The organism is Bradyrhizobium erythrophlei (assembly GCF_900129505.1).
Classification (GTDB): domain Bacteria; phylum Pseudomonadota; class Alphaproteobacteria; order Rhizobiales; family Xanthobacteraceae; genus Bradyrhizobium; species Bradyrhizobium erythrophlei_D.
On record NZ_LT670818.1, the window covers coordinates 837236 to 857792 of the forward strand.

Below are 20557 nucleotides of genomic sequence, written 5' to 3' on the forward strand. Positions count from 1 at the left end.
GAACTCTAAAGCGGATTAAGCCACGCTGGAACTACTAAACGCCCTGCATTAAGCCCTATCTTCGTTAACTGCTTTCGTCTCTGAAGCAATTCTTCTTGCCACATCTTCCCTACGGGCCTCGCTGTGGCGGCCTCCCATACTCTGCATATTGCATCAGATAGACTCGATGAATCGATACTCGTTAGGGTGCTAAAAACCTCAAGCGATTCTGCCGCATTCCTCTGAATGACCGGATCGTCGCTGGCTTGGGCTAGAACTGCAGACCACAGCTCTCCAGTGTCTCCGGACCAAAGCGGCCCGTCTGGCTGAGTGAGAATTTTCGTATAAAGACTTTGATTCTTGAGCCGCAGAAAAGCAAATACCGACTTACGCCGGAATCGATCCACTAAATCGTTTGCAATTCGCTTTGCGAGACGGCGTGTGATTTCATCCACCAGCACTTGGCTGTCTCGCTTACCTGGCTTCTGTATGTGTGCATCGATCTGTTCTATCTCTCTCTGATTTGCCGCAGATATCAACTTATCGAAGATCGATACCTCACGATGAACATTCTGTTCACCGTCGCGTTCAGAGTCCTTGAATGAGGTTACAACGTCATACAAACTACAAAAAAGCGCTCTTCGAGATGGAGCCGGTAGTTGTGACGCGATGGCGACCACCCTTTCGAAAGCAGCAATGCTGGCAAGCAATTTTGCCTCAGCCACCTCGCGATCATCCTCGGTAAAAGCCTCTATCTTTGCGACAACCGTGTTCCGATAAAGCGAACCCATTGTAGTAGCTAGACGGTCAAGTCCCGAAACAAAGCTCATACTGTCGCTTGAAAGCAAATCGCTTAACTCAGATGCATCAAACGTCGGCTTTTTTTTAATCTGATCTAGGACCTGGATTAGCTCTTTCTGGGTCATCGCGGGTGGACGATCAAGCAGCGCAACAGTTTCATAAGACCATTGATGACTCATGCGAGAAAACTGATCCGAACCAAATTTACAAATTTCTGATAGCCGATCTTTTTTCGCTAATGATTTGACTTCCGCTTGCTCAAAAATACTGGCTAGCGTTTCCGCTCGTTTCTTCTTCTCATCGTCCGCACCGATGAAAGAAAACGTAAATCCATCTTCACCAGACAGAAGATGGTCCAGAAATCTGCTCGCAAAACGCTCATCTTCTTGCCGGAGAATCGCCGAATACAACAGCAACCGCCAATTAACCTCGTTCGACCCATGTCGGGCTATCGACTCGCGAAGCAAGCCTATATGACGCGCCAAGCTCTTTAGGCGTCGTGGCGTTCCAGGCAAAATGTCAACGAGTCTAAAGATTGCGTCTGTCGGAAAAAAATCAGCCGCCTCTGCCATACACTTTCGGAAATAGAAAAGTTGCTGCTCCTCTGACAAGGGCGGCAAGCGAAATTGAAAATCCAGAATTTTCTCCAAAAAGCCCTCTCCAGAGCCTTCTGTCGAAATATGCTTTTGCAAAGCAGCTATGACTGGGGCTTCGTCGAACGGGAGTAAAAAGGAAAATCCAGGGAGATCCAAGACATCACGAACGATCAGCAACACCCTTGGCAGAGCTGACGCATCCAATCGATCAATGTCATCTATAACGATAATGATGCGCCGTTTTTGCTCTACGAGCGCGGACCGAATCTTGGCGAGATCACCCTCGCCAAACTGAAGAGACTCAGATGCGCTAGAAATAACGCCGCCTGCCCCGTAATAATTCGGTACTAAACCAGATAAATTTTTACCTTTGCTGGCTGCCCAGTTTCTTGCTTCTCGCAATGTTTTAGAAAAGAGCGTATTTTCAATTTCTACACCGGCATCCTTGAGTGCATCGTAGATAGCGACGCTCAAGGCGTGAAAAAGGGTATCTTTATTTTCCGCTGCTATCTTGAAATTTACCGCTACATGACCTTCTTCAGCGGCCCACTTACGAATCCAGTCCGCGACTGTCGTCTTTCCAAGGCCCCAAGACCCGAACAAACCTACCCGAACTGACCAGTTCGCTTCGGCGGGCTTCAAACACTCATAAATTTGCCTTGCAAGAGGCTCGCGCGCCAGTTCGTCTTTGGCGCCAGACGCATCGTGACCGTTACCAGCCGCCGGCGCCATCGTGAGCCGCTAATTGTCCAGGAACGACCGCAGTTTGCGGCTTCGGCTCGGATGCTTCAGCTTCCTTAGCGCCTTCGCCTCGATCTGCCGGATACGTTCGCGCGTCACGCTGAACTGCTGGCCGACTTCTTCCAGGGTGTGGTCGGTGTTCATGCCGATGCCGAAGCGCATGCGCAAGACGCGTTCCTCGCGCGGCGTGAGTGAAGCCAGAACCCGCGTCGTGGTCTCGCGCAAATTGGACTGGATCGCGGCGTCGATGGGCAGGATCGCGTTCTTGTCCTCGATGAAATCGCCGAGATGGGAGTCTTCCTCGTCGCCCACCGGAGTCTCGAGCGAGAGCGGCTCCTTGGCGATTTTCAGAACTTTCCGAACCTTCTCCAGCGGCATGCCGAGCTTCTCGGCGAGCTCTTCCGGCGTCGGTTCGCGGCCGATCTCGTTGAGCATCTGGCGCGAGGTGCGCACGATCTTGTTGATGGTCTCGATCATGTGCACGGGAATGCGGATGGTGCGCGCCTGGTCGGCGATCGAGCGGGTGATCGCCTGCCGGATCCACCACGTCGCATAGGTCGAGAACTTGTAGCCGCGGCGGTACTCGAACTTGTCGACCGCCTTCATGAGACCAATATTGCCTTCCTGGATCAGATCGAGGAACTGCAGGCCGCGGTTGGTGTATTTCTTGGCGATCGAGATCACGAGCCGAAGGTTGGCCTCGACCATTTCCTTCTTGGCCTGGCGCGCCTCGCGCTCGCCCTTCTGCACGCCGTGCACGATCTTGCGGAATTCGCCGATCTCGAGCCCGGTCAAGGCCGCCAGCGACTGGATCTCGTGGCGCAGCTCCTTGATGCGGTCCTTCTCGTGATGGACGAAATTCTTCCAGCCTTTTGCGGAGAGTTTCGAGACGCGGTTCAGCCAGCGCGGATCGAGCTCGGAGCCTTGGTAATTGCGCAGGAAATCCTCGCGCGCGACGCCGTGGCTGTCGCCGAGACGCAGCAGGCGGCCCTCGAACGAGACGAGCTTCTTGTTGATGTCGTAGAGCTGCTCGACCAGTGAATCGATACGGGCCTGGTTGAGCCGCAGCGACTTCACCTCGACGATGATTTCGTCCTTCAGCTTCTTGTATTTGCGCTCCTGCGCCGGCGACAGCGTCTCGTTCTGCAGCTGGTTGGAGATGTCCTGCTCCTGCAGGCGGCGCAGCTTCTTGTAGTTGTCGGCGATCTTGTCGAAGGTCTCCACCACCTTCGGCTTCAGCTCGGCCTCGATGGCCGCGAGCGACATCTGGTTTTCGAACTCGTCGTCGTCCATGTCGCCGTCGGCGGCGGTTTCCGACGTGCTTTCACCCTCGCCATCCGCGCCGGGGGCAGCGGCGGGCGCCGCGCGGAACGGTGTCGGCGCGGGCGGTGCGGCCGGAGGCGCGACAGCGGCGGGCATCGCGGCACCCTCGCCATTGACTTCCGCCGATGGCTGGCCGTCGGCGCCGACGGGGGCTGATAGCAGCGGGTTCATGTTGTTCTTGGCGTCGGGGCCGGCATAGGTGGCCTCGAGATCGATGATGTCGCGAAGGAAGATCTTTCCCTCGTTGAGCTCGTCGCGCCAGATGATGATGGCCTGGAAGGTCAGCGGGCTTTCGCACAGCCCTGCGATCATCGCCTCGCGGCCGGCCTCGATGCGCTTGGCGATCGCAATTTCGCCCTCGCGCGACAGCAATTCGACGGTACCCATCTCGCGCAGATACATGCGGACGGGATCGTCGGTGCGCTCGCCGGGCTCGGATTTCTTGACTTCGGTAACGGCCTTCTGGGTGACCTCGACCAGCTCGTTGTCGGTTTCGTCCTCGGCGTCTTCCTTGGTCTCTTCCTCGGAGTCGGCGTCCTCGGCCTCGGAGACATTGATGCCCATGTCTGAGAGCATCGACATGATGTCCTCGATCTGCTCCGGCGAGGTGGTGTCGGACGGCAGCACTTCATTGAGCTGATCGAAGGTCACGAAGCCACGCTTCTTGGCCTGCTTGATCATCTTCTTGACGGCGGCATCGGACAGGTCGAGCAACGGCGAAGGAGCTTCGGCTGAATCCTTCTCAGGAGCGTCCGCTGCCTTGTCGTCTTTTTCCTTGTCCTTCACCTGCAGCGTCTTTGCCTTGCTGGCCATTCATTGCTCCCGAAACGCGCTTCATCCGAGGATGCATCGAAGCATCCACATGAAACCCTGAACTCAGTTGTGACGCCGGAAAGGGCGGCGCAAACGTCTCGCCACCCTTAACTCTCTCTCGCGGATATTTAGTCCTATAGCCGTAAGGCTCTTAAGCTTCGCTTAACCCTGTTTTTGCCGCCAAACCTTGGATTTGGCGAGTCTTTTCGCGGTTCCGGCGACCGCCGTCCGCATGATTTTCAAGTCAGACGGTCTTCTGGAACCGGCCGGAGGACTCCCCGAATCCCTCGATCAGGGCCTCGGTGCCGTCGACTTCCTCAAGCCGTGCCTTGACGTCGCGCAGCCACGCCATGTTGGCCTCGCTGGACACCTCGCCCAAAGCTGCTTCCGCGTCCTTCAATTCCCTAAGTAATGAGTGCCATTGGTGATGCAAGGAGACGAGCTGGTGCCAGGTGGCCAGAACGTCCTCCCGCGCCGCATGGGCCTTGGCGCCCCACACCGCCCCGGTCGTGATCGCGCCCTCAACCCTTTGAAGAAACTGCGAAAATCCGCTCCTCTCGAGATCGGCCCGCATTTTCTCGGCCTGCTCCTCGGGCTCCGGTGAATGGTGGTGGTCATTGGCGAAGGCGGCGATGATGCCGGCGCGCAGCTTGTGGGCCTCGGGGTGGGCCAATTCCAGCGCCGCCACCTCCTCCAGATGGTCGTGCAGCAGCCAGGGGTGATTGATCAGGGTCTGCAGGATCAGCGCCTCGCGACGGGACAGCGCGCTGCGCTGGCCGCGCATGATCGGGCTCAACGCGAGCTGGGCGCTCGCCGCCTGGTAGGGCCCCCGGGCCAGGCCCGGCGGGCTGCCTGGCTGCGGGCGGCCGAATCGGCCCGGCCCGCCGGGCGCGCGCGGGGTGAAGCGGCGGGGTGATTCGCCGCCCCCGCCCCCGCGAAAATTGCCGCGGCCGTAGCCGCCGCGCGCGGTGTCCGGCGCGAAGGTCCGCTGCAGCCGCTGGGCGAGATCCTCCCGATAATAGCGCCGTATCACCTCGTCGCGGATGCCGTTGGTGAGTTCGCCGATCCGCGCCTCCAGTGCCGCGCGCCGCTCGGGCGTGGTGAAACTGCCGCCTTCGATCTCGCGCGACCAGATCATGTCGGCAAGCCCGCGCGCCGCGCCGATGACTTCCTCGATCGCGACGCGGCCGCCGGCGCGGGCGAGATCGTCGGGATCCTGGCCTTCGGGCAAAAGCGCAAACCGAAGACTTTTTCCCGGCTTGAGCTGCGGCAGCGCCAGATCGGCGGCGCGGTAGGCGGCCTTCTGCCCGGCTCTGTCGCCGTCGAAACACAGCACCGGCTCGTCGGCCATCTTCCACAACAGCGCGAGCTGGTTTTCGGTCAGCGCGGTGCCGAGCGGAGCGACGCTGGCCGCAAAACCCGCGCCGACCATGGCGATGACGTCGACATAGCCTTCGACCACCACCAGCGTTGCGCCATCATGGGCGGCCTGCCGCGCGGTGGCGAGGTTGTAGAGATTGTCGCCCTTGTGAAACAGCGGCGTTTCCGGCGAGTTCAGATATTTCGCCGCGACATCCTTTTCCAGCGCGCGGCCGCCGAAGGCGATCACGCGGCCACGGAAATCGGTGATCGGAAACATCACGCGATCACGAAAACGATCGTAGGGCACCGGAATGTCGTCGCCGGAAACCAGCAGGCCCGCTTCCACCATGTCCTCGACCGGAATGCCAAGGCTGCCGAGATGCTCCTTCAGCGCAAAGCGTTCGCCGGGCGCGTAGCCGAGGCGGAACTGCACCTGCACGGCAGGCGAGATCGCGCGGTCGCCGAGATAGCCGCGCGCCTTGGCGCCGTGGCGCGAGGCCAAAGTGTCGGCGAAGAATTTCGCGGCGAGTTCCATGACGTCGTAAAGCGTCTTGCGGCGCTGCTCGTGGCGCGCCGCATCGGGCGTCACCGCCGGCAGCGGCACGCCCGCCATGGCGGCGAGGCGTTCGACCGCTTCAGGAAATGACACGCCCTCGGTCTGAACCACGAAGTCGAAAATGTTGCCATTCTTGCCGGAAGAGAAATCGAACCAGGCCTGCTTCTGGTCGTTGACAAAGAATGAGGGCGTCTTCTCCTGCTGGAACGGCGACAGGCCTTTCCACTCCCGCCCAGACTTCTTCAATTTGACGCGCCGGCCCACGACTTCCGATACCGGAAGCCGGTCGCGCAGTTCCTCGAGGAATTGGGGCGTAAAGCGCATGCGATTCGGTGCCTTGCCAACCGAGCATGGATATAGGCTGGCGCGGGCGAAAAGCGAAGATTGATCGCTTTCACCCGCTATTCACAGGGGCATTCTTCGCCTCGCCCCGCTTGCGGGGAGAGGCCGGATTTCGAGCGTAGCGAGAAATACGGGTGAGGGGCTGCCTCCGCATACTCCGCTCGCTGCGACTCCCCCTCACCCGAATTGCTTCGCAATTCGACCTCTCCCCGCAAGCGGGGCGAGGTAAATGGAAGCTGGCGCGAGAAGCCTACTTCTCCCAAAACCGTCCCGAGGCGATGCGGGGCAGGCCGTCGACCGGCCAGTTATAGACATAGGTCCAGGCCTCGCTGAGCGCGCCGTCGTCCCCGGTCACGGCGAGCATCTGCCTCAGATATTCGGTCGGCTCGGCAAAGCCTTCGCCGCAGGCCTCGTACATGTCGAACTCGTGCAGGAGTTCGGCCGGCTGGCGCAGCCGGAACAGTTCGCCGAACACGACATCATTCGCGTCGTCCGACAGCACCAGGCCGGGATAGTGCTTCAGCAGATAAAGCCGGCCGCGGCAGCGGGCGAGCCCGAGAAAATCGGCGCTACGCGACAATAGCTGCGCCATCGGATGATCGAAGCCGCGCATCAGCGTGCCGTAGACGAAAAGGAGGTCGGAGGTCATGGGATTTTCTATAACCGTCATTGCGAGCGAAGCGAAGCAATCCATTCTTTCTTTGTTCGGCTATGGATTGCTTCGTCGCTTACGCTCCCTTGCGCAAACGCTTCGCGTTTGTCGCAGGCAATGACGCTGAGAGAACGGCGAGAAACTAAACCGCCACCACCTCATCGCTGATCACGACGAACTTCTTCAGCTCCATCCGCCCGAAACTCGTGGTCAGCGCCACGTCGGCGGCGTCGCGGCCGGTGCCCATCAGGATGCGGCCGATCCGCGGATGATTGTGCCGGGCATCGAAGGTGTACCACTGACCGGACAGATAGGCCTCGAACCAGCCGGAGAAATCCATCGGCTCGGGTTCGGGCGGAATGCCGATATCGCCCATGTAGCCGGTGCAGTAGCGCGCCGGGATATTCATGCAGCGGCAGAAGGTCAGCGCGAGGTGAGCGAAATCGCGGCAGACACCGGTGCCCTGTTCGTAGACGTCGTGCGCCGATTTCATGAAATGGGCGTGCTGATAGCCGAAGGCGACATGGTTGTGCACGAAGTCGCAGATCGCGGCGACCCGTGCCCATCCCGGTTTGGTGGCGCCGAACAGCGACCAGGCGATGTCGGTGAGCTTGTCGGTTTCGCAATAGCGGCTCGCCATCAGATACAGCAGGAGATCGTCCGGCAACTGATCGATCGGCACCTGCTCCGCGTCCGGATTGACCGCGTCGGGCAATCCGGAATCGCGCACCAGCGCGTGGCCGCGCAAGGTCACGCCGCCGGCCGGGGCCACCAGGCGACCGCAGATATTGCCAAAGCTGTCGCGGTAGAATCCGATCGGCACGTTGGGCTCGGCCGTGATGGTCTCGGCGCCGATGATGTCGGAACGGCGCGAGGGATGGATCGAGAGCATGATCACCATCGGCGTCGGCTGCACGGCGGCGTAGGTGATGTCGAACCCCACCTTGATTTCCATGATCAGACCGTCGCCTCCTCGCCCGCGGAAAAGACGTTGATGGCGACCTCCATGCCGACAAAGGCGTCGGCCGAACCGAGGTACGTGCCGTGCAGCGGGATCGCCTGGCGCGGATCGCGCGCCACCGCGACGCGCACGAGGTCGCGGGTGCCGACGATGCCGTTGGTGGGATCGAACTCGATCCAGCCGGCGCTCGGCAGGTACACCTGCACCCATGCATGGGTGTTGCCGCCGCCGATATAGCCGTGGGCGCGATCGCCGGGGATCGCGATGTAGCCGGAGACGAAGCGCGCGGCGATGCCGAGCCGGCGCAGCGCCTCGATCATGAACAGCGCGTAGTCGCGGCAGGTACCGGACTTCAGTTGCAGCGTGTCGAGTGGATGCTGGGTGCCTTGTTCGTGGCGCTTGCGATACGTAAACGCCTCGCGGATGCCGTGGGTCATTTCGCTGAGGATCTTGAAGGTGGGCGTCGGGCCTTCCTCGTCGAGGAAATTGCGCGCCCACGCCGACAGTTCGCCTTGCGGGTCGCCATATTGCGGCGTGATGAATTGTTGGAGGTCGGGAAACTCCTCGTCGTCGTAGACGAACGGATAGAAATAGGCCGCCTCGTCCGCGGTCAGGGCGTACTCCTCGGCCGGATTGTGCTCGACGGTCGCGGTATTGACAAACGACAGGATGTCGGCGCGCTCGTCGAAGGTCGCGATCGCGACGCTGTTGCCGAACACGTCGTGGATCCAGCGCAGCGACATCGGCTGCGGCGTGATCTCGAGACGGTTCGACAGCACGCGCAGATCATGGCCGTCGCGCGGGCGCAGCATGATGCGGTGTTCGCCGAACGCCACCGGATAGGCGTAGCGATATTCGGTCTTGTGATGAATCGTCAGCAGCGGCATCGTCGACACAATAATTATGATTTTGGGCGATCTAATCTATACTGATCCCTGCTTATTTCTAAATCGGTATGCTGCTTCACTAGGCAAAAGCGCAAGGAAAAGCGGATTTGGCAGGCTCGAGCGACACATCATTACTCCTGGATGGCCACGATGTTCCGCCAGTGCTCGAGGAGAATACGGCAGGGCGCTCGCCATTCCTGCTGACGAGCGACCATTACGGGCGGATCATCCCACGTGCGCTCGGCGATCTCGGGCTGCCGGCCAGCGAATTCGAGCGGCATATCGCCTGGGATGTCGGCATCGCCGGCGTCGCCAACGCGCTGTCGAGGCATCTCGACGCGCATTTGATCGCGCAGCGCTACTCGCGACTGGTGATCGACTGCAATCGCCCGCCGCAAGCGCCGAGCTCGATCCCGCGCATCAGCGAGGCGACCGCGATCCCCGGCAATGAAAGGCTGACCGCTGGCGCGGCCGAGGCGCGACGGGCGGCGATCTTCGAGCCCTATCATCACCGCATCGACGAGGTGATCGGCCGCCGGCTGCGCGACAACATTCCGACCATACTGGTGGCGCTGCACAGCTTTACCCCGGTCTATGCCGGCGTCGCGCGCCCCTGGCACATCGGCACGCTGTATCACCGCGACACCAGGCTGCCGCCGCTATTGTTAAAATATCTGGGCGCCGAGGGCGATCTGGTGGTCGGCGACAACGAGCCCTACGCGGTCAGCGACGACACCGACTACACCATTCCCGTGCACGGCGAGAAGCGCAGCCTGATGAACAGCGGCATCGAGATCCGCCAGGATTTGATCGCGGGTGCTGCCGGGCAGCAGCAATGGGCCGACCGGCTGGCGCGGGTTTTTGGCATGATCGAAGTAACGCTGCGTGTGCAGGGACTGCTGCCCGGCTAACGCGCTTGCGCGATCTTATCGTGCACGCGTCAGCGCCAGCCAGATGCCGCCGCCGATCATGAAGCCGCCGGAGACCCGCGACAACAGCCGGGTGCGACGCGCCGAGAAGAAGTGCCGCGCGCGGCCGGCCAAGAGTGCGTAGATCGAATCGGTGATCGCGCCGGTCACCATGAAAGTGGCGCCGAGCAGCGCGACTTGCGAGACGTGATCCCGGCTCATGTCCATGAACTGCGGAATAAACGCACCGAAGAACACAAGTACCTTCGGATTACTCAGCAGCACCAGAAATCCCTGCAGGAAAAATCCGCCGCGCGGCGGGGGCGGCGGTTCGTCGGCGTTGACGCCAAGGACGGGGGAGCGGATCAGCTTGATGCCGAGCCAGACCAGATAGGCCGCACCTGCGAAGCGCACCCAGTCGAACCAGTAGCCCATCGTCGCCATCAGCGAGGTCAGCCCGACCGCGACGATGCCGATCACGATCGCGAGCCCCGCCTGAACGCCGAGGATATTGGTCAGCGCCGCGCGGGTGCCGTGCCGCAGCCCGTTGGCGATCACCAGCGTCACCACCGGACCCGGCAGCAGCGCCAGCGCGATGCAGGCGGCGAGGAAGGCGAGATAGACGTTGAGGGACATGGGGGACTCGCGCGGAGGAGAGATGATCGCTGCATTATGCATAACGAGCGCCCCGGCGAAAGCCGCGTCCCGCTCTTCTCCTTCTCCCCGCCTGCGGGGAGAAGGTCGGGATGAGGGGCTCCCTCGGCAAGCGCGACTCGCGGAGAGCCCCCCTCACCCGCCCGGCTTCGCTGCGCTTCGCCGGCCGACCTCCCCCCGCACGCGGAGCGAGGTGAAGAGCACCCGCCGCTTTTCGTAACTAACCACCACCCATCGCGGCCATCGTCCAGCGCATCACGCCGCTTGACGCCAGAAACGCCAGCGCGGCGCGCTCGACGCTGCTCGCGCTATCCTTGCCTTGCGCCACCGCGACCAGGAGATCGCAGCGGTGCGACAGCGCGATGCCGATGGCGGCGTGGTGCGAGCCGTCCGGCATGTCGAGATCGTAGGCCCGCGCGCGGCCGGACATGCCGGCGACGCGAACCGCCCCGCCCGGCGCGCGCGGCACGAAGTTCGGGCTGATCATGTCGAGATCGGCGACGCGGTCGACCTCATCGTCGTCGGCGACGCCGCTGTCGCAATTGCAGAAGCCGATCTTCGGCCGCACATAGAGTTCGACGCCCTCGCCGCACGCGGCCGACTGGCAGCGGAACGCACGTCCCGCGGGCCAGGCGTCGCGCGGGAACGGCCACGCGATCTCCCGCCAGTCAGCGTTGCCGACGGCTTGCGGGCGCAGCTTCTGATACGCCGCAAAGCCCGACAGCGCGCCGAACGCCAGCGCGGCAATCAGGATGGCAATCAGGCGGCGCATGGCGCGAGTCCTTTAAAGCAACCCGGCCGCTTTGCGCGCGTCGCCGGTCAATTCCAGGATATGCAGGCCGGTATTGGCGCGATCGACAATGTAGATATAGCCGCGATCGTCGGTTTCGACATTGTTGGTCTGGATCGCAACCCTGCAGCGCTCCTGGCCCTCGGTGGGAACGCAGCGCTTGTCGGTCGAAGCCGTGATCGAGGGGATAAAATGGCCGACTTCTTTGGGATGATAGGGGTCGCGAATGTCGAGCGCGCGAACGCCCGCATTGAAGAAGGCGATGAACGCCATCTTCTTGTAGTAGACGGGCGCCATGCTCTCGTTGGAGGAATGCGAGCCGAACCGCCCGCCCCGCTCGCAGAACGAGCCGCTGGCCTCCGGCACCGTGTAGCTCGAGATCATCATCGGACGGCTCTCGACCGTGACGTCGGCGAACCACACCATCTGCCGCGGTTCGCCGCATTCGTTGAGGATCGCCTCATCGACGATCATCACGATGTCGCGGGTCTTGCCGTCCTTGTCCTTGGCAAACTCGGCGATCGGCATTTTCAGCATCGGAAAGGTGGTATGGGCGCCGTTGAAGGCCGACATCATCAGCCGCGAAACTTCCGGATAACGCAGATTGTCCGGCGTCGGCTCCTTCGGGCCGTTGAGGAGCTTGTCGCGATCGACGATCTGCAGCATGCCGCCCTTGTCGGTGCCGTAACCGAAATAGACACGGTTGCCCTCGGGGCCGGTCGAGATCGGCCCGTGCAGTTCGGTCGGCACCGCGCCGGTTGAGCCCGGCTCCTGGCCCGGCAGGCCGAAGTCGCGGATCTTGACGGGATGCGCGGGATCGCTGAGGTCGTAGACCTGCGTCATGCGGCGGGTGCGCCAGTCCGGCGCGCCCGACACCAAAAAGGCAATGCCGGTGTCGCATTCCCACCAGCTCTTGTGGGTGTCCTTGAGGTCGCCGAGCCGCGTGATCAGCACGGGATTTGAGGGATCGGCGACGTTCCAGATCTCATGCGCCTCGCCGCCGAAGGTGCGGAGCATATAGACCGCATTTGGGTCGCCCTTGGGCAGCGTCTTGCCGTCACAGACGCGCACCATCTGCCCGCCGCCGCCCTCATATTTTCCTTCCTGTCCGGGAATGTGACGCAGGTATTTCGGGTGCGCGGGATCGGTGACGTCGACGATCGAGGTGCCGTTGGGCTCGGCGTTGCCGGTCAGCGGATTGGCCGGATCGGGGACCGCGTCGGTGCCGCCGTGGTGGCCGATATAGGCGATCCAGCGGTCACCCTGGTGATGGATGGTCGGCTGATAGGCGCTGCGCGCCTGCAGGTCGTTGGATCCGACCAGTTTCATGTTGGAGGCTTCCGGTGGCGCCCCCATGACTTGCTGCTGGGCGGAAGCGGCGCTGCCGCACGCGGCGAAAGCTGCGCAAAGAATTGTGGCGAGTTTGACGTAACCGCTCATGCTTTTTCCACCCAGGCTGTTGAAGCGCTTTTCTTTGGCCCCGCGGGCGACGCTAGCACGACGAATTGAAGGCGCCAAAACACCCTCTTGACATGCAACCTTTTGGTTGCCTATCATATCCGCCATGGATGACGTCTTCAAAGCGCTGGCCGATGCTTCGCGACGGTCGCTGCTGGACAGGCTTCACGCCAAAAACGGCCAGACCCTGAACGAACTCTGCGACGGCCTCGCCATGACGCGGCAGGCGGTCACCAAACACCTTGTGATCCTCGAAGGGGCCAACCTCGTCGCCACGCTCAGGCACGGCCGCGAGAAGCTGCACTACCTCAACCCGGTGCCGATCCATCAGATCGGCGAGCGGTGGATCAGGAAATTCGAGCGCGGGAAACTGACCGCGCTCAGCGAGTTGAAGAAGCAACTGGAGAAGCGCGATGAGTAAACCGGAATTCGTCTACACCACCTATATCGAGACCTCGGCCGAAAAACTCTGGCAGGCCCTGACCGACGGCGACTTCACCGAACGCTACTGGTTCGGCCACAGAGTCGCCTCGGACTGGAAGGCAGGATCGTCCTACAAGTTCGTCAAACCAGGTGCGCCGGGCCTCGAAGGCAAGGTGCTGGTTTCCGAGCCACCGCGGCTGCTCTCCTATTCCTGGGATTGCTGTTCGCCGGACGCCCAGCGCGAACGCACCTCCCGCGTCACCTTCGCTCTGGAGCCACATGGCAAGATCGTCAAGCTGACGGTGACGCATGACGAACTCGACGAAGGCGGCGTAACCCTGCGCAACATTTCCGGCGGCTGGCCGATGGTGATCGCCAACCTCAAGAGCCTGCTCGAGACCGGACATGCGCTCGATATCGATCCGCCCTCCGTGACAAAGGAAGCGGCCTGTGCCTAAGCCCGAATTCGTCTACGTCACCTATATCGAGACCACGCCGGAGAAATTGTGGCAGGCGTTGACCTCAAGCGAATTCTCGAAGCGCTACTGGTTCAACACCGAGCTGCAATCCGACTTCAAGGTGGGCTCGCCGTTCGCGCTGGTCACGAACGGCACCACCACCGACGACGGCAAAATCCTCGAAGCCGATCCGCCGCGGCGGCTCTCCTACACCTTCCGCCACGTCCTCAACGACGACATGCGGAACGAGCGGCCGACCAAGGTCGTCTTCAACATCGAGCCGCACGGCAAACTTGTGAAGCTCACGCTGACCCATGAAGGCTTTGCCGAAGGCAGTACGCTTCTGGACGGCATCTCCAAGGGGTGGCCGGCCATCCTGTCGAGCCTCAAGAGCCTGCTGGAAACCGGAACGGCGCTGGCGATCCCGATCGCCGCGCTCGACATCGAGGGCATGGCATGAACATCGACGATTTCAAACCGATGACGGTCTACACCATCTACATCGCGTCGACACCGGAGCGGGTGTGGGAAGCGCTGACCTCGGCCGAATTCACCCGGAAATATTTTTTCGGCAATGCAGTCGAGGTCGAGCTGAAAGTCGGCGGCGCGTATATCGTGCGCACGCCGGACGGCGCGCTGCATATCTCCGGCGAGGTGATCGAATGCGCTCCCCCGCGCAGGCTCACCGTGACCTTCAACGTCAACTGGCCGGGGCTGATCGAAAAGCTCGGGCCGACCCTCGTCAGCTACGAGATCGAACCGGCCGGCGATGCCGTCCGGCTCACCATGACCGAGTCACACGACCGGCCGCTCAGCGACGATATCCTCTCCGGCGGCCGCCAGGGCTGGCCCGCGATCCTGTCGAGCCTGAAGAGCCTGCTGGAAACGGGAGCGCCGCTGGCCGTCAAGATGGGCCCGCCGCAGAGGATGCTGGCGGCACTGAAGCAAATGGGCATCGCGACGCCGTAGCTTCAAGGCGGGGTGCTTATCCCTCCCCACGAGGGGGAGGGATAAGAAGGCTACCCCAGCGTCCGCAGCTCGCGCCGCAGCACCTTTCCGGTCGCGGTCATCGGCAGGGTGTCGGTGAACTGCACGAAGCGCGGATATTCGTGGGCGGCGAGCTGGACTTTCACAAAGTCCTGGATCTCGCGCGCGAGCTCGTCGCTCGGCGCAAAGCCCGGGCGCAGCACGATCCATGCCTTGATGGATTCGGTGCGGATCGGATCGGGAATGCCGACCACCGCCGACAGCGCCACCGCCGGATGTTTTAGCAGCGTGTGCTCGATCTCCGAGGGCCCGACGCGGTAGCCGGCGGTCGTGATGACGTCGTCCTCGCGGCTGACATACCAGAAATAGCCGTCCGCATCCTGCACGCCGAGATCGCCGGTCAAAAGAAACTCGCCGGCATATTTTTTCGCGGTCGCTTCCGGATTTTTCCAGTACTCGATCATGGTGCAGGGATTGGGCTGGCGCACGCCGATGATGCCGCGCTCGCCTTGCGGCAATTCCTCGCCGCGCGGGTTGACGATGCGGACGTCGAAGCCCGGCGTCGGCTTGCCCATCGAACCCGGGCGGATCGGAAACAGTTTTGCGTTGCAGCCGATCACGAGATTGCATTCGGTCTGGCCATATACCTCATGGGCATCGATGCCGAAGGTGGCGCGCACCCAGTCCAGCAGTTCGGCACCGAGCGACTCGCCGCCGGTCAGCATGCTGCGCAGCTTGACGCCGGGGTGCCTGACGTTCGCCTGCCGCATCAGCTTCAGCGCGGTCGGCGGCAGGAACACGTTGCGCACCGCGTGATCGGCCATCAGTTGCATCGCCGCCTGCGGCTCGAATTTTTTCGCGCGGTGCCCGACCACGGGCACACCATGATACCAGGCCGGAAACAGCGCATCGAACAGGCCGCCGATCCAGGCCCAGTCGGCCGGCGTCCACATCACGTCATCTGGTTTGGGCATGAAGTCATGCACCATCTCGACATTGGGCAGATGGCCGAGCAACACGCGATGGGCGTGCAGCGCGCCTTTCGGATTTCCCGTGGTGCCCGAGGTGTAGATGATGATGGCGGGATCGTCGGCCGAGGTATCGACATCAGCGAAGTCTTCGGAAGCGGCCTTGACGGAGGACCAGAACGATTTGGCGCCGGCCGGGGCGGTCTCGCTGATCACATAGACATTCGCCAGCTCCGGCAGCCGGTCGCGGATTTTTGAAAGCTTTTCCCAGCCGCCTTCGTCGGTCACCACGGCCCTGGCGCCGGAATTGGCGAGCCGAAATTCCAGCGCATCCTCGCCGAACAGCGTGAACAGCGGCACCGACACCAGGCCGGAGCGAAATGCCGCCAGATGCGCGACCGGCAGCTCCAGCGACTGCGACAGAAACGCCGCGACGCGGTCGCCGCGAACGAGCCCATCGGCCTTCAGTACATTGGCGAAGCGGCGCGACATCGCGCGCAACTGGTCGAACGAGGTGCGCATGGTACGGCCGTCCTCGTCGACATAGATCAGCGCCAGCCGGCCGGAGCCGTCGGCATGGCGGTCGCAGCAGGCGGTCGCGATGTTGAAGCGCGCGGGCACCTCCCAGCGGAAGTCGCGGATGAGGGTGGCGTAGTCGGCGGTTTCAGTGAGCATGCGCGCCAGATTAGACTTTTGCCGTTGCGGCGCAAATCCCTGCAATCGCGGACAGGGTCAGCCCTTCGCCTTCTCCATCGCCAGTTCCGCCTCGAGGCTGGCGAGGTCGCGATAGATCGAGGCCACGGCAAGCACGCGACCGCCGCTCTTGTATCGCAGCAGGCAGTCCCTGGCGGCGACGTCGCCTTCAACGGCAATTTCGTCCCACTTCTCGGCGTGGCCGACATAGTTGATCGGTACGTCGTAATGCTGGCTCCAGAAGAACGGCACGGCATCGAAAACTTCGCGCCGTCCCAGCATGTTGCGCGCCGCGGTCTGGCCCTGGCGTTCGGCCACCACCCAGTGTTCGACGCGGATGTTTTCGCCGGAATGGGAATCAGGCCAGCGCGCGATATCGCCGGCCGCATAGATGCCGGGGACGCTGGTTTCGAGATACGCGCTCACCGCGACGCCGTGATCGATCGCAAGCCCGGCCTTCTCGGCCAGAGCGAGCCGCGGCCGCACGCCGACGCCGACAACCACGACATCGGCCTCGATTACAGCGCCGCTTTTCAACGTCGCGCGCTTGCCGTCGATCAAGGTGACGGTATCGCCGAGATGAAAGATGACGCCGTGTTCCTCGTGCAATGCGCGGACGAAATCGCCCATCGCGGTTCCGAGCACGCGTTCCATCGGCCGCTGCTCGAGGCCTACGACGTGGACTTCGATATCCCGCGCGCGCAATGCCGCCGCGGCTTCGAGCCCGATAAAACTCGCGCCGATCACGACGGCGCGGCGCGCGCCATTCGCTGACGCAATGATCGCGCGGCAATCGGCGAGCGAGCGCAGCACGTGGACATGGGGCAGGTCGGCGCCCGGGATCGGCAGGCGCACCGGCTCGGCGCCGGTCGCCAGCAGCAGGCGGTCATAGGCGACGGCTGCGCCGCCGGCGAGCACCACGGCTTTGGCCTTGCTATCGATCGAGACGACCTCGGCATTGAGCCGCAGGTCGATGGCCGTATCCGCGTAAAAATCCTCGGGGCGCAGCGGCAGCCAGTCTTCCGGCGCGCTGCCGGCGAGATAGTCTTTCGACAGATTCGGCCGGTCCACCGGCGCCGCCGCCTCGCTGCTCAGCATCACGATGCCGCCGGAGTAGCCCTGCCGCCGCAACATCTCGGCCGCCGCAAACCCCGCCGCGCCGCCGCCGACGATCACGATTCGGCCGGGCGCATCGACAACGCCCCTCACGCGCGGCTTCGGCTGCTCGATCTTTTGCCGGACGAAAATGCGAGCGCCTTCGTGCTCGACCTTCCAGACAGCAATCGGATTCAACGCCGGCGCCCGGATGGCTTCCCCGGTGCGCAGATCGAAACAGGCGTGGTGCCAAGGACAGCGGACGGTCTCGCCGTCTACCAGGCCTTCGGCGAGCGGACCGTGATAATGGCTGCAATGGGCATCGACGGCGAAGATCTCCGGACCAGAGCGCGCCAGCAGGATTTCTTCGTCGCCGACATGGCCGAGCAGGGTCGCGCCGGTGAATTCAGTGAGCGCGATACCCAGGGACAGATCGGGACCTGCGGGTGGGGCTTGTTGATCCGCCATGTCGTCCTCCGCCGGTTAGAAAATTATCCCGTCAAAGCCGCCTTCACCAGCCCGCTGGCTTTGGCAAAATCCATCTGCCCCGCGTATTTCGTCTTGAGCACGCCGATCACCTTGCCCATGTCCTTCATACCGGCAGCACCGGTCTCGGCGATCGCGGAGGAGATCGCGGCCTTGACGTCATCCTCGGACATCTGTTTCGGCAGGTACGCGGAAATGATCGCGATTTCCTCGCGCTCCTGCGCGGCCAACTCGGCACGGCCGCCCTTGTCGTAGAGCTCCACCGACTCCTGGCGCTGTTTTATCATTTTCTGGAAGACGCCCAGAAGATCCGCATCCGTCAGCGGCGGCTTGCCTTCGCCGCGCGCGGCGATGTCGGCGTTCTTGATGGTCGAATTGACCATGCGCAGCGTGGACAGCTTGCGCTCGTCCTTGGCCCGCATCGCGTCCTTGACCGCATTGTTGATGTCGTCGCGCAGCATCGTGGTGTCCTCTCGCGTGCCCGAAAAGGCCGCATCGTCACAAGCCCCTGATCTAGGCCGTTCGCGGCCATCAGACAACTCGGTTCCACCGCCATTCTTGCTTCCCTGGCGCAGCAGGACGGGTCGCGGCGCGGCTTGCCCGGCAAACCGGCCTGCGGCGGCGCTCCGCTGCATAAGGCTCGCCGGAAATATGCGCATTTTGCATGTGAATCCGCGACTTACGGCTTTGACGCGCTAGCCCGCGAAGACTATGTAATGCGCTCATGACCCAATCAGAGAACGCCTCAGCCTGGCCGGACCATAAACCGACCGCGCTCCTCGTGCTTGCCGACGGCACCGTGCTGGAAGGCTTCGGCCTCGGCGCGGAAGGCCAGGCCGTCGGCGAGGTCTGCTTCAACACCGCGATGACCGGCTATGAGGAGATCCTCACCGATCCCTCCTATGCCGGACAGCTGATCACCTTCACCTTCCCGCATATCGGCAATGTCGGCACCAACGACGAGGATATCGAGACGGTGAACATGGCGGCGACGCCGGGCGCGCGCGGCGTGATCCTGCGCTCCGCGATCACCGATCCCTCCAGCTACCGCGCCACGCGCCATCTCGATTCCTGGCTGAAGGCACGCGGCATCATCGGCCTATCCGGCATCGACACCCGCGCGCTGACCGCGCTGATCCGCTCCAAGGGCATGCCCAACGCCGTGATCGCCCACGCCAAGGACGGCCAGTTCGACCTGCACGGCCTCAAGGAAGAAGCGCGCGAGTGGGCCGGCCTCGAAGGCATGGACCTGGTGCCGATGGTGACCTCCGGCCAGCGTTTTACCTGGGACGAAACGCCGTGGGCGTGGGGCGAAGGCTTTGGCCGGCAAACGCAGCCTGAATTCAACGTCGTCGCCATCGACTACGGCATCAAGCGCAACATCCTGCGGCTGCTCGCCGGCGAAGGCTGCAAGGTCACGGTGGTGCCGGCGACCACATCGGCCGAGGACATCCTGGCGATGAAGCCAGACGGCGTGTTTTTATCGAACGGCCCCGGCGACCCCGCGGCGACCGGCGAATATGCGGTGCCGGTGATCCAGAAGGTCATCGATTCCGGCACCCCGACCTTCGGCATCTGCCTCGGTCATCAGATGCTCGGCATCGCCGTCGGCGCCAAAACGAAAAAGATGCACCAGGGCCACCACGGCGCCAATCATCCGGTCAAGGACGAGACCACCGGCAAGGTGGAGATCACCTCGATGAACCACGGTTTTGCGGTCGACCAGGCGACGCTGCCGAAGGGCGCCACCCAGACCCATATCTCGCTGTTCGACGGCTCCAATTGCGGCATCCAGCTCGAGGGCCGGCCGGTGTTCTCGGTGCAGTACCACCCGGAAGCCTCGCCCGGCCCGCGCGACTCGCATTATCTGTTCAAGCGGTTCGCGGATCTGATGCGCGACAAGAAGCGCGCGTAGGACGTTCTCTCGTCTGCGTCATCGCCGGGCAAAAGTGCGAAACGCGTCTTGGTAATATTTGACCCGGCAATCCTTCTTTTTTGAAGAATGATGGATGCCCGGATCAAGTCCGGGCATGACGAGGTATGGCAAAGCTGCTGGCTTCATCGGAAATCCTTTAGTATGATATCCATCATCATACCTGTCGCAGGAACCAGCCCCATGGACGACCAGGCCGCGCCCAAGATCGAATACGGCGTGACGCCGACCGAGGTGATGGCGTCGATGGCGGGGCTGGACTTCGTCCGCTCCATCTTCGACGGCCGGCTGCCGTCGCCGCCGATCATGCAGACCGTCGAACCCTTCGACTCCACCGCCGAGCCGGGCGTGGTGGTGTTCCACAGCATTCCTGCCTTCCGGCACTACAACCCGATCGGCTCGGTGCACGGCGGCTATGCCGCGACCTTGCTGGATTCGGCGATGGGGCTCGCGGTCCACAGCATGCTGCCGCCGGGCACCGGCTACACCACACTGGAATTCAAGATCAGTTTTGTCAGGGGCATGACCAAGGATACCGGGGTGGTGCGCAGCGAGGGCCGCATTCTCAATGTCGGCCGCCGCGCCGCCACCGCCGAAGCGCGCATCACCGACAGCAAAGGCCGCCTGCTGGCGCATGCCACCACGACCTGCCTGGTTTTCGAGATACCGACGGGAGCGGCGGGAACGTGAG

Annotated in this window: 19 protein-coding genes; 7 read left to right on the top strand and 12 right to left on the bottom strand. The window is 62.5% G+C overall.

Annotated elements, in window-relative coordinates; all coding sequences use genetic code 11:
- Positions 1-5 precede the first annotated feature (5 nt).
- The 6 genes from B5525_RS03950 to B5525_RS03975 all read right to left on the bottom strand — a co-directional run bounded on the left by B5525_RS03950 (position 6) and on the right by B5525_RS03975 (position 9013).
- A complete protein-coding gene (locus B5525_RS03950) occupies positions 6-2108 on the bottom strand; it encodes a P-loop NTPase fold protein (RefSeq protein ID WP_079564784.1) in 2103 nt (700 codons plus the stop codon).
- Positions 2109-2117: 9 nt separating this feature from the next.
- Entirely contained in the window at positions 2118-4253 is a 2136-nt protein-coding gene (gene rpoD / locus B5525_RS03955) for an RNA polymerase sigma factor RpoD (RefSeq protein WP_079564785.1), read from the bottom strand.
- 244 nt (positions 4254-4497) lie between these two features.
- Complete coding sequence (dnaG, locus tag B5525_RS03960) at positions 4498-6495, bottom strand: DNA primase (protein ID WP_079564786.1); 1998 nt, start codon at positions 6493-6495, stop codon at positions 4498-4500.
- Between the two features lie 268 nt (positions 6496-6763).
- Positions 6764-7162 (bottom strand): gamma-glutamylcyclotransferase family protein, encoded by a 399-nt coding sequence (locus B5525_RS03965; RefSeq protein ID WP_079572915.1) that lies wholly within the window; start codon positions 7160-7162, stop codon positions 6764-6766.
- Between the two features lie 145 nt (positions 7163-7307).
- A complete protein-coding gene (locus tag B5525_RS03970) occupies positions 7308-8120 on the bottom strand; it encodes a transglutaminase-like domain-containing protein (protein WP_079564788.1) in 813 nt (270 codons plus the stop codon).
- Between the two features lie 2 nt (positions 8121-8122).
- Positions 8123-9013 (bottom strand): transglutaminase family protein, encoded by an 891-nt coding sequence (locus tag B5525_RS03975; protein WP_079564789.1) that lies wholly within the window; start codon positions 9011-9013, stop codon positions 8123-8125.
- Between the two features lie 107 nt (positions 9014-9120).
- Between B5525_RS03975 and B5525_RS03980 the strand changes: the two genes are divergently transcribed.
- Complete coding sequence (locus tag B5525_RS03980) at positions 9121-9924, top strand: N-formylglutamate amidohydrolase (protein WP_079564791.1); 804 nt, start codon at positions 9121-9123, stop codon at positions 9922-9924.
- 15 nt (positions 9925-9939) lie between these two features.
- Here the strand turns inward: B5525_RS03980 and B5525_RS03985 are convergent, their stop codons facing one another.
- The 3 genes from B5525_RS03985 to B5525_RS03995 form a co-directional block, all read right to left on the bottom strand.
- Positions 9940-10557: a LysE family translocator gene (locus B5525_RS03985; protein WP_079564792.1), complete on the bottom strand. Its 618-nt coding sequence runs from the start codon at positions 10555-10557 to the stop codon at positions 9940-9942.
- A gap of 238 nt (positions 10558-10795) precedes the next feature.
- Entirely contained in the window at positions 10796-11347 is a 552-nt protein-coding gene (locus B5525_RS03990) for a hypothetical protein (protein WP_079564793.1), read from the bottom strand.
- Positions 11348-11359: 12 nt separating this feature from the next.
- Entirely contained in the window at positions 11360-12805 is a 1446-nt protein-coding gene (locus B5525_RS03995) for an LVIVD repeat-containing protein (RefSeq protein WP_079564795.1), read from the bottom strand.
- A gap of 124 nt (positions 12806-12929) precedes the next feature.
- Between B5525_RS03995 and B5525_RS04000 the strand changes: the two genes are divergently transcribed.
- The 4 genes from B5525_RS04000 to B5525_RS04015 are packed head-to-tail and all read left to right on the top strand — an operon-like array spanning position 12930 to position 14673.
- Entirely contained in the window at positions 12930-13244 is a 315-nt protein-coding gene (locus B5525_RS04000) for an ArsR/SmtB family transcription factor (protein WP_079564796.1), read from the top strand.
- Positions 13237-13704 carry an SRPBCC family protein gene (locus B5525_RS04005; RefSeq protein WP_079564798.1) on the top strand — a complete coding sequence of 156 codons (468 nt, stop codon included), beginning with the start codon at positions 13237-13239 and terminating at the stop codon, positions 13702-13704. Before B5525_RS04000 ends, B5525_RS04005 begins: the two co-directional genes overlap by 8 nt.
- On the top strand, positions 13697-14164 hold the full coding sequence (locus B5525_RS04010) for an SRPBCC family protein (RefSeq protein WP_079564799.1): 468 nt from the start codon (positions 13697-13699) through the stop codon (positions 14162-14164). The genes B5525_RS04005 and B5525_RS04010 overlap by 8 nt, the downstream gene beginning before the upstream one ends.
- Positions 14161-14673: an SRPBCC family protein gene (locus B5525_RS04015; protein WP_079564801.1), complete on the top strand. Its 513-nt coding sequence runs from the start codon at positions 14161-14163 to the stop codon at positions 14671-14673. The genes B5525_RS04010 and B5525_RS04015 overlap by 4 nt, the downstream gene beginning before the upstream one ends.
- Positions 14674-14723: 50 nt before the next feature.
- Here B5525_RS04015 and B5525_RS04020 read toward each other — a convergent pair whose 3' ends face one another.
- The 3 genes from B5525_RS04020 to B5525_RS04030 are packed head-to-tail and all read right to left on the bottom strand — an operon-like array spanning position 14724 to position 18394.
- Positions 14724-16334, bottom strand: coding sequence for an acyl-CoA synthetase (locus B5525_RS04020; RefSeq protein WP_079564802.1), 1611 nt, complete (start codon positions 16332-16334; stop codon positions 14724-14726).
- A gap of 57 nt (positions 16335-16391) precedes the next feature.
- A complete protein-coding gene (locus B5525_RS04025) occupies positions 16392-17915 on the bottom strand; it encodes an FAD-dependent oxidoreductase (protein WP_079564803.1) in 1524 nt (507 codons plus the stop codon).
- A gap of 23 nt (positions 17916-17938) precedes the next feature.
- Positions 17939-18394 carry a GatB/YqeY domain-containing protein gene (locus tag B5525_RS04030; RefSeq protein ID WP_079564805.1) on the bottom strand — a complete coding sequence of 152 codons (456 nt, stop codon included), beginning with the start codon at positions 18392-18394 and terminating at the stop codon, positions 17939-17941.
- A 263-nt stretch (positions 18395-18657) separates the two neighbouring features.
- Here B5525_RS04030 and carA point away from each other — a divergent pair, with 263 nt between their 5' ends.
- Both carA and B5525_RS04040 read left to right on the top strand, forming a co-directional pair.
- A complete protein-coding gene (gene carA / locus B5525_RS04035) occupies positions 18658-19848 on the top strand; it encodes a glutamine-hydrolyzing carbamoyl-phosphate synthase small subunit (RefSeq protein ID WP_079564806.1) in 1191 nt (396 codons plus the stop codon).
- A gap of 201 nt (positions 19849-20049) precedes the next feature.
- On the top strand, positions 20050-20556 hold the full coding sequence (locus tag B5525_RS04040) for a PaaI family thioesterase (RefSeq protein WP_079564808.1): 507 nt from the start codon (positions 20050-20052) through the stop codon (positions 20554-20556).
- Position 20557: the final 1 nt, after the last annotated feature.

Excerpts from the sequence above, each read along its gene's own strand:
- B5525_RS04015 (WP_079564801.1), top strand. The coding sequence starts at position 14,161 with ATGAACATCGACGATTTCAAACCGATGACGGTCTACACCATCTACATC.
- B5525_RS03995 (WP_079564795.1), bottom strand. The coding sequence starts at position 12,805 with ATGAGCGGTTACGTCAAACTCGCCACAATTCTTTGCGCAGCTTTCGCC.
- B5525_RS03985 (WP_079564792.1), bottom strand. The coding sequence starts at position 10,557 with ATGTCCCTCAACGTCTATCTCGCCTTCCTCGCCGCCTGCATCGCGCTG.
- B5525_RS03965 (WP_079572915.1), bottom strand. The coding sequence starts at position 7,162 with ATGACCTCCGACCTCCTTTTCGTCTACGGCACGCTGATGCGCGGCTTC.
- carA (WP_079564806.1), top strand. The coding sequence starts at position 18,658 with ATGACCCAATCAGAGAACGCCTCAGCCTGGCCGGACCATAAACCGACC.
- B5525_RS04030 (WP_079564805.1), bottom strand. The coding sequence starts at position 18,394 with ATGCTGCGCGACGACATCAACAATGCGGTCAAGGACGCGATGCGGGCC.
- B5525_RS03975 (WP_079564789.1), bottom strand. The coding sequence starts at position 9,013 with ATGCCGCTGCTGACGATTCATCACAAGACCGAATATCGCTACGCCTAT.
- B5525_RS03970 (WP_079564788.1), bottom strand. The coding sequence starts at position 8,120 with ATGGAAATCAAGGTGGGGTTCGACATCACCTACGCCGCCGTGCAGCCG.
- B5525_RS03950 (WP_079564784.1), bottom strand. The coding sequence starts at position 2,108 with ATGGCGCCGGCGGCTGGTAACGGTCACGATGCGTCTGGCGCCAAAGAC.
- B5525_RS04040 (WP_079564808.1), top strand. The coding sequence starts at position 20,050 with ATGGACGACCAGGCCGCGCCCAAGATCGAATACGGCGTGACGCCGACC.
- B5525_RS04005 (WP_079564798.1), top strand. The coding sequence starts at position 13,237 with ATGAGTAAACCGGAATTCGTCTACACCACCTATATCGAGACCTCGGCC.
- rpoD (WP_079564785.1), bottom strand. The coding sequence starts at position 4,253 with ATGGCCAGCAAGGCAAAGACGCTGCAGGTGAAGGACAAGGAAAAAGAC.
- B5525_RS04020 (WP_079564802.1), bottom strand. The coding sequence starts at position 16,334 with ATGCTCACTGAAACCGCCGACTACGCCACCCTCATCCGCGACTTCCGC.
- B5525_RS04025 (WP_079564803.1), bottom strand. The coding sequence starts at position 17,915 with ATGGCGGATCAACAAGCCCCACCCGCAGGTCCCGATCTGTCCCTGGGT.
- dnaG (WP_079564786.1), bottom strand. The coding sequence starts at position 6,495 with ATGCGCTTTACGCCCCAATTCCTCGAGGAACTGCGCGACCGGCTTCCG.
- B5525_RS03990 (WP_079564793.1), bottom strand. The coding sequence starts at position 11,347 with ATGCGCCGCCTGATTGCCATCCTGATTGCCGCGCTGGCGTTCGGCGCG.
- B5525_RS04000 (WP_079564796.1), top strand. The coding sequence starts at position 12,930 with ATGGATGACGTCTTCAAAGCGCTGGCCGATGCTTCGCGACGGTCGCTG.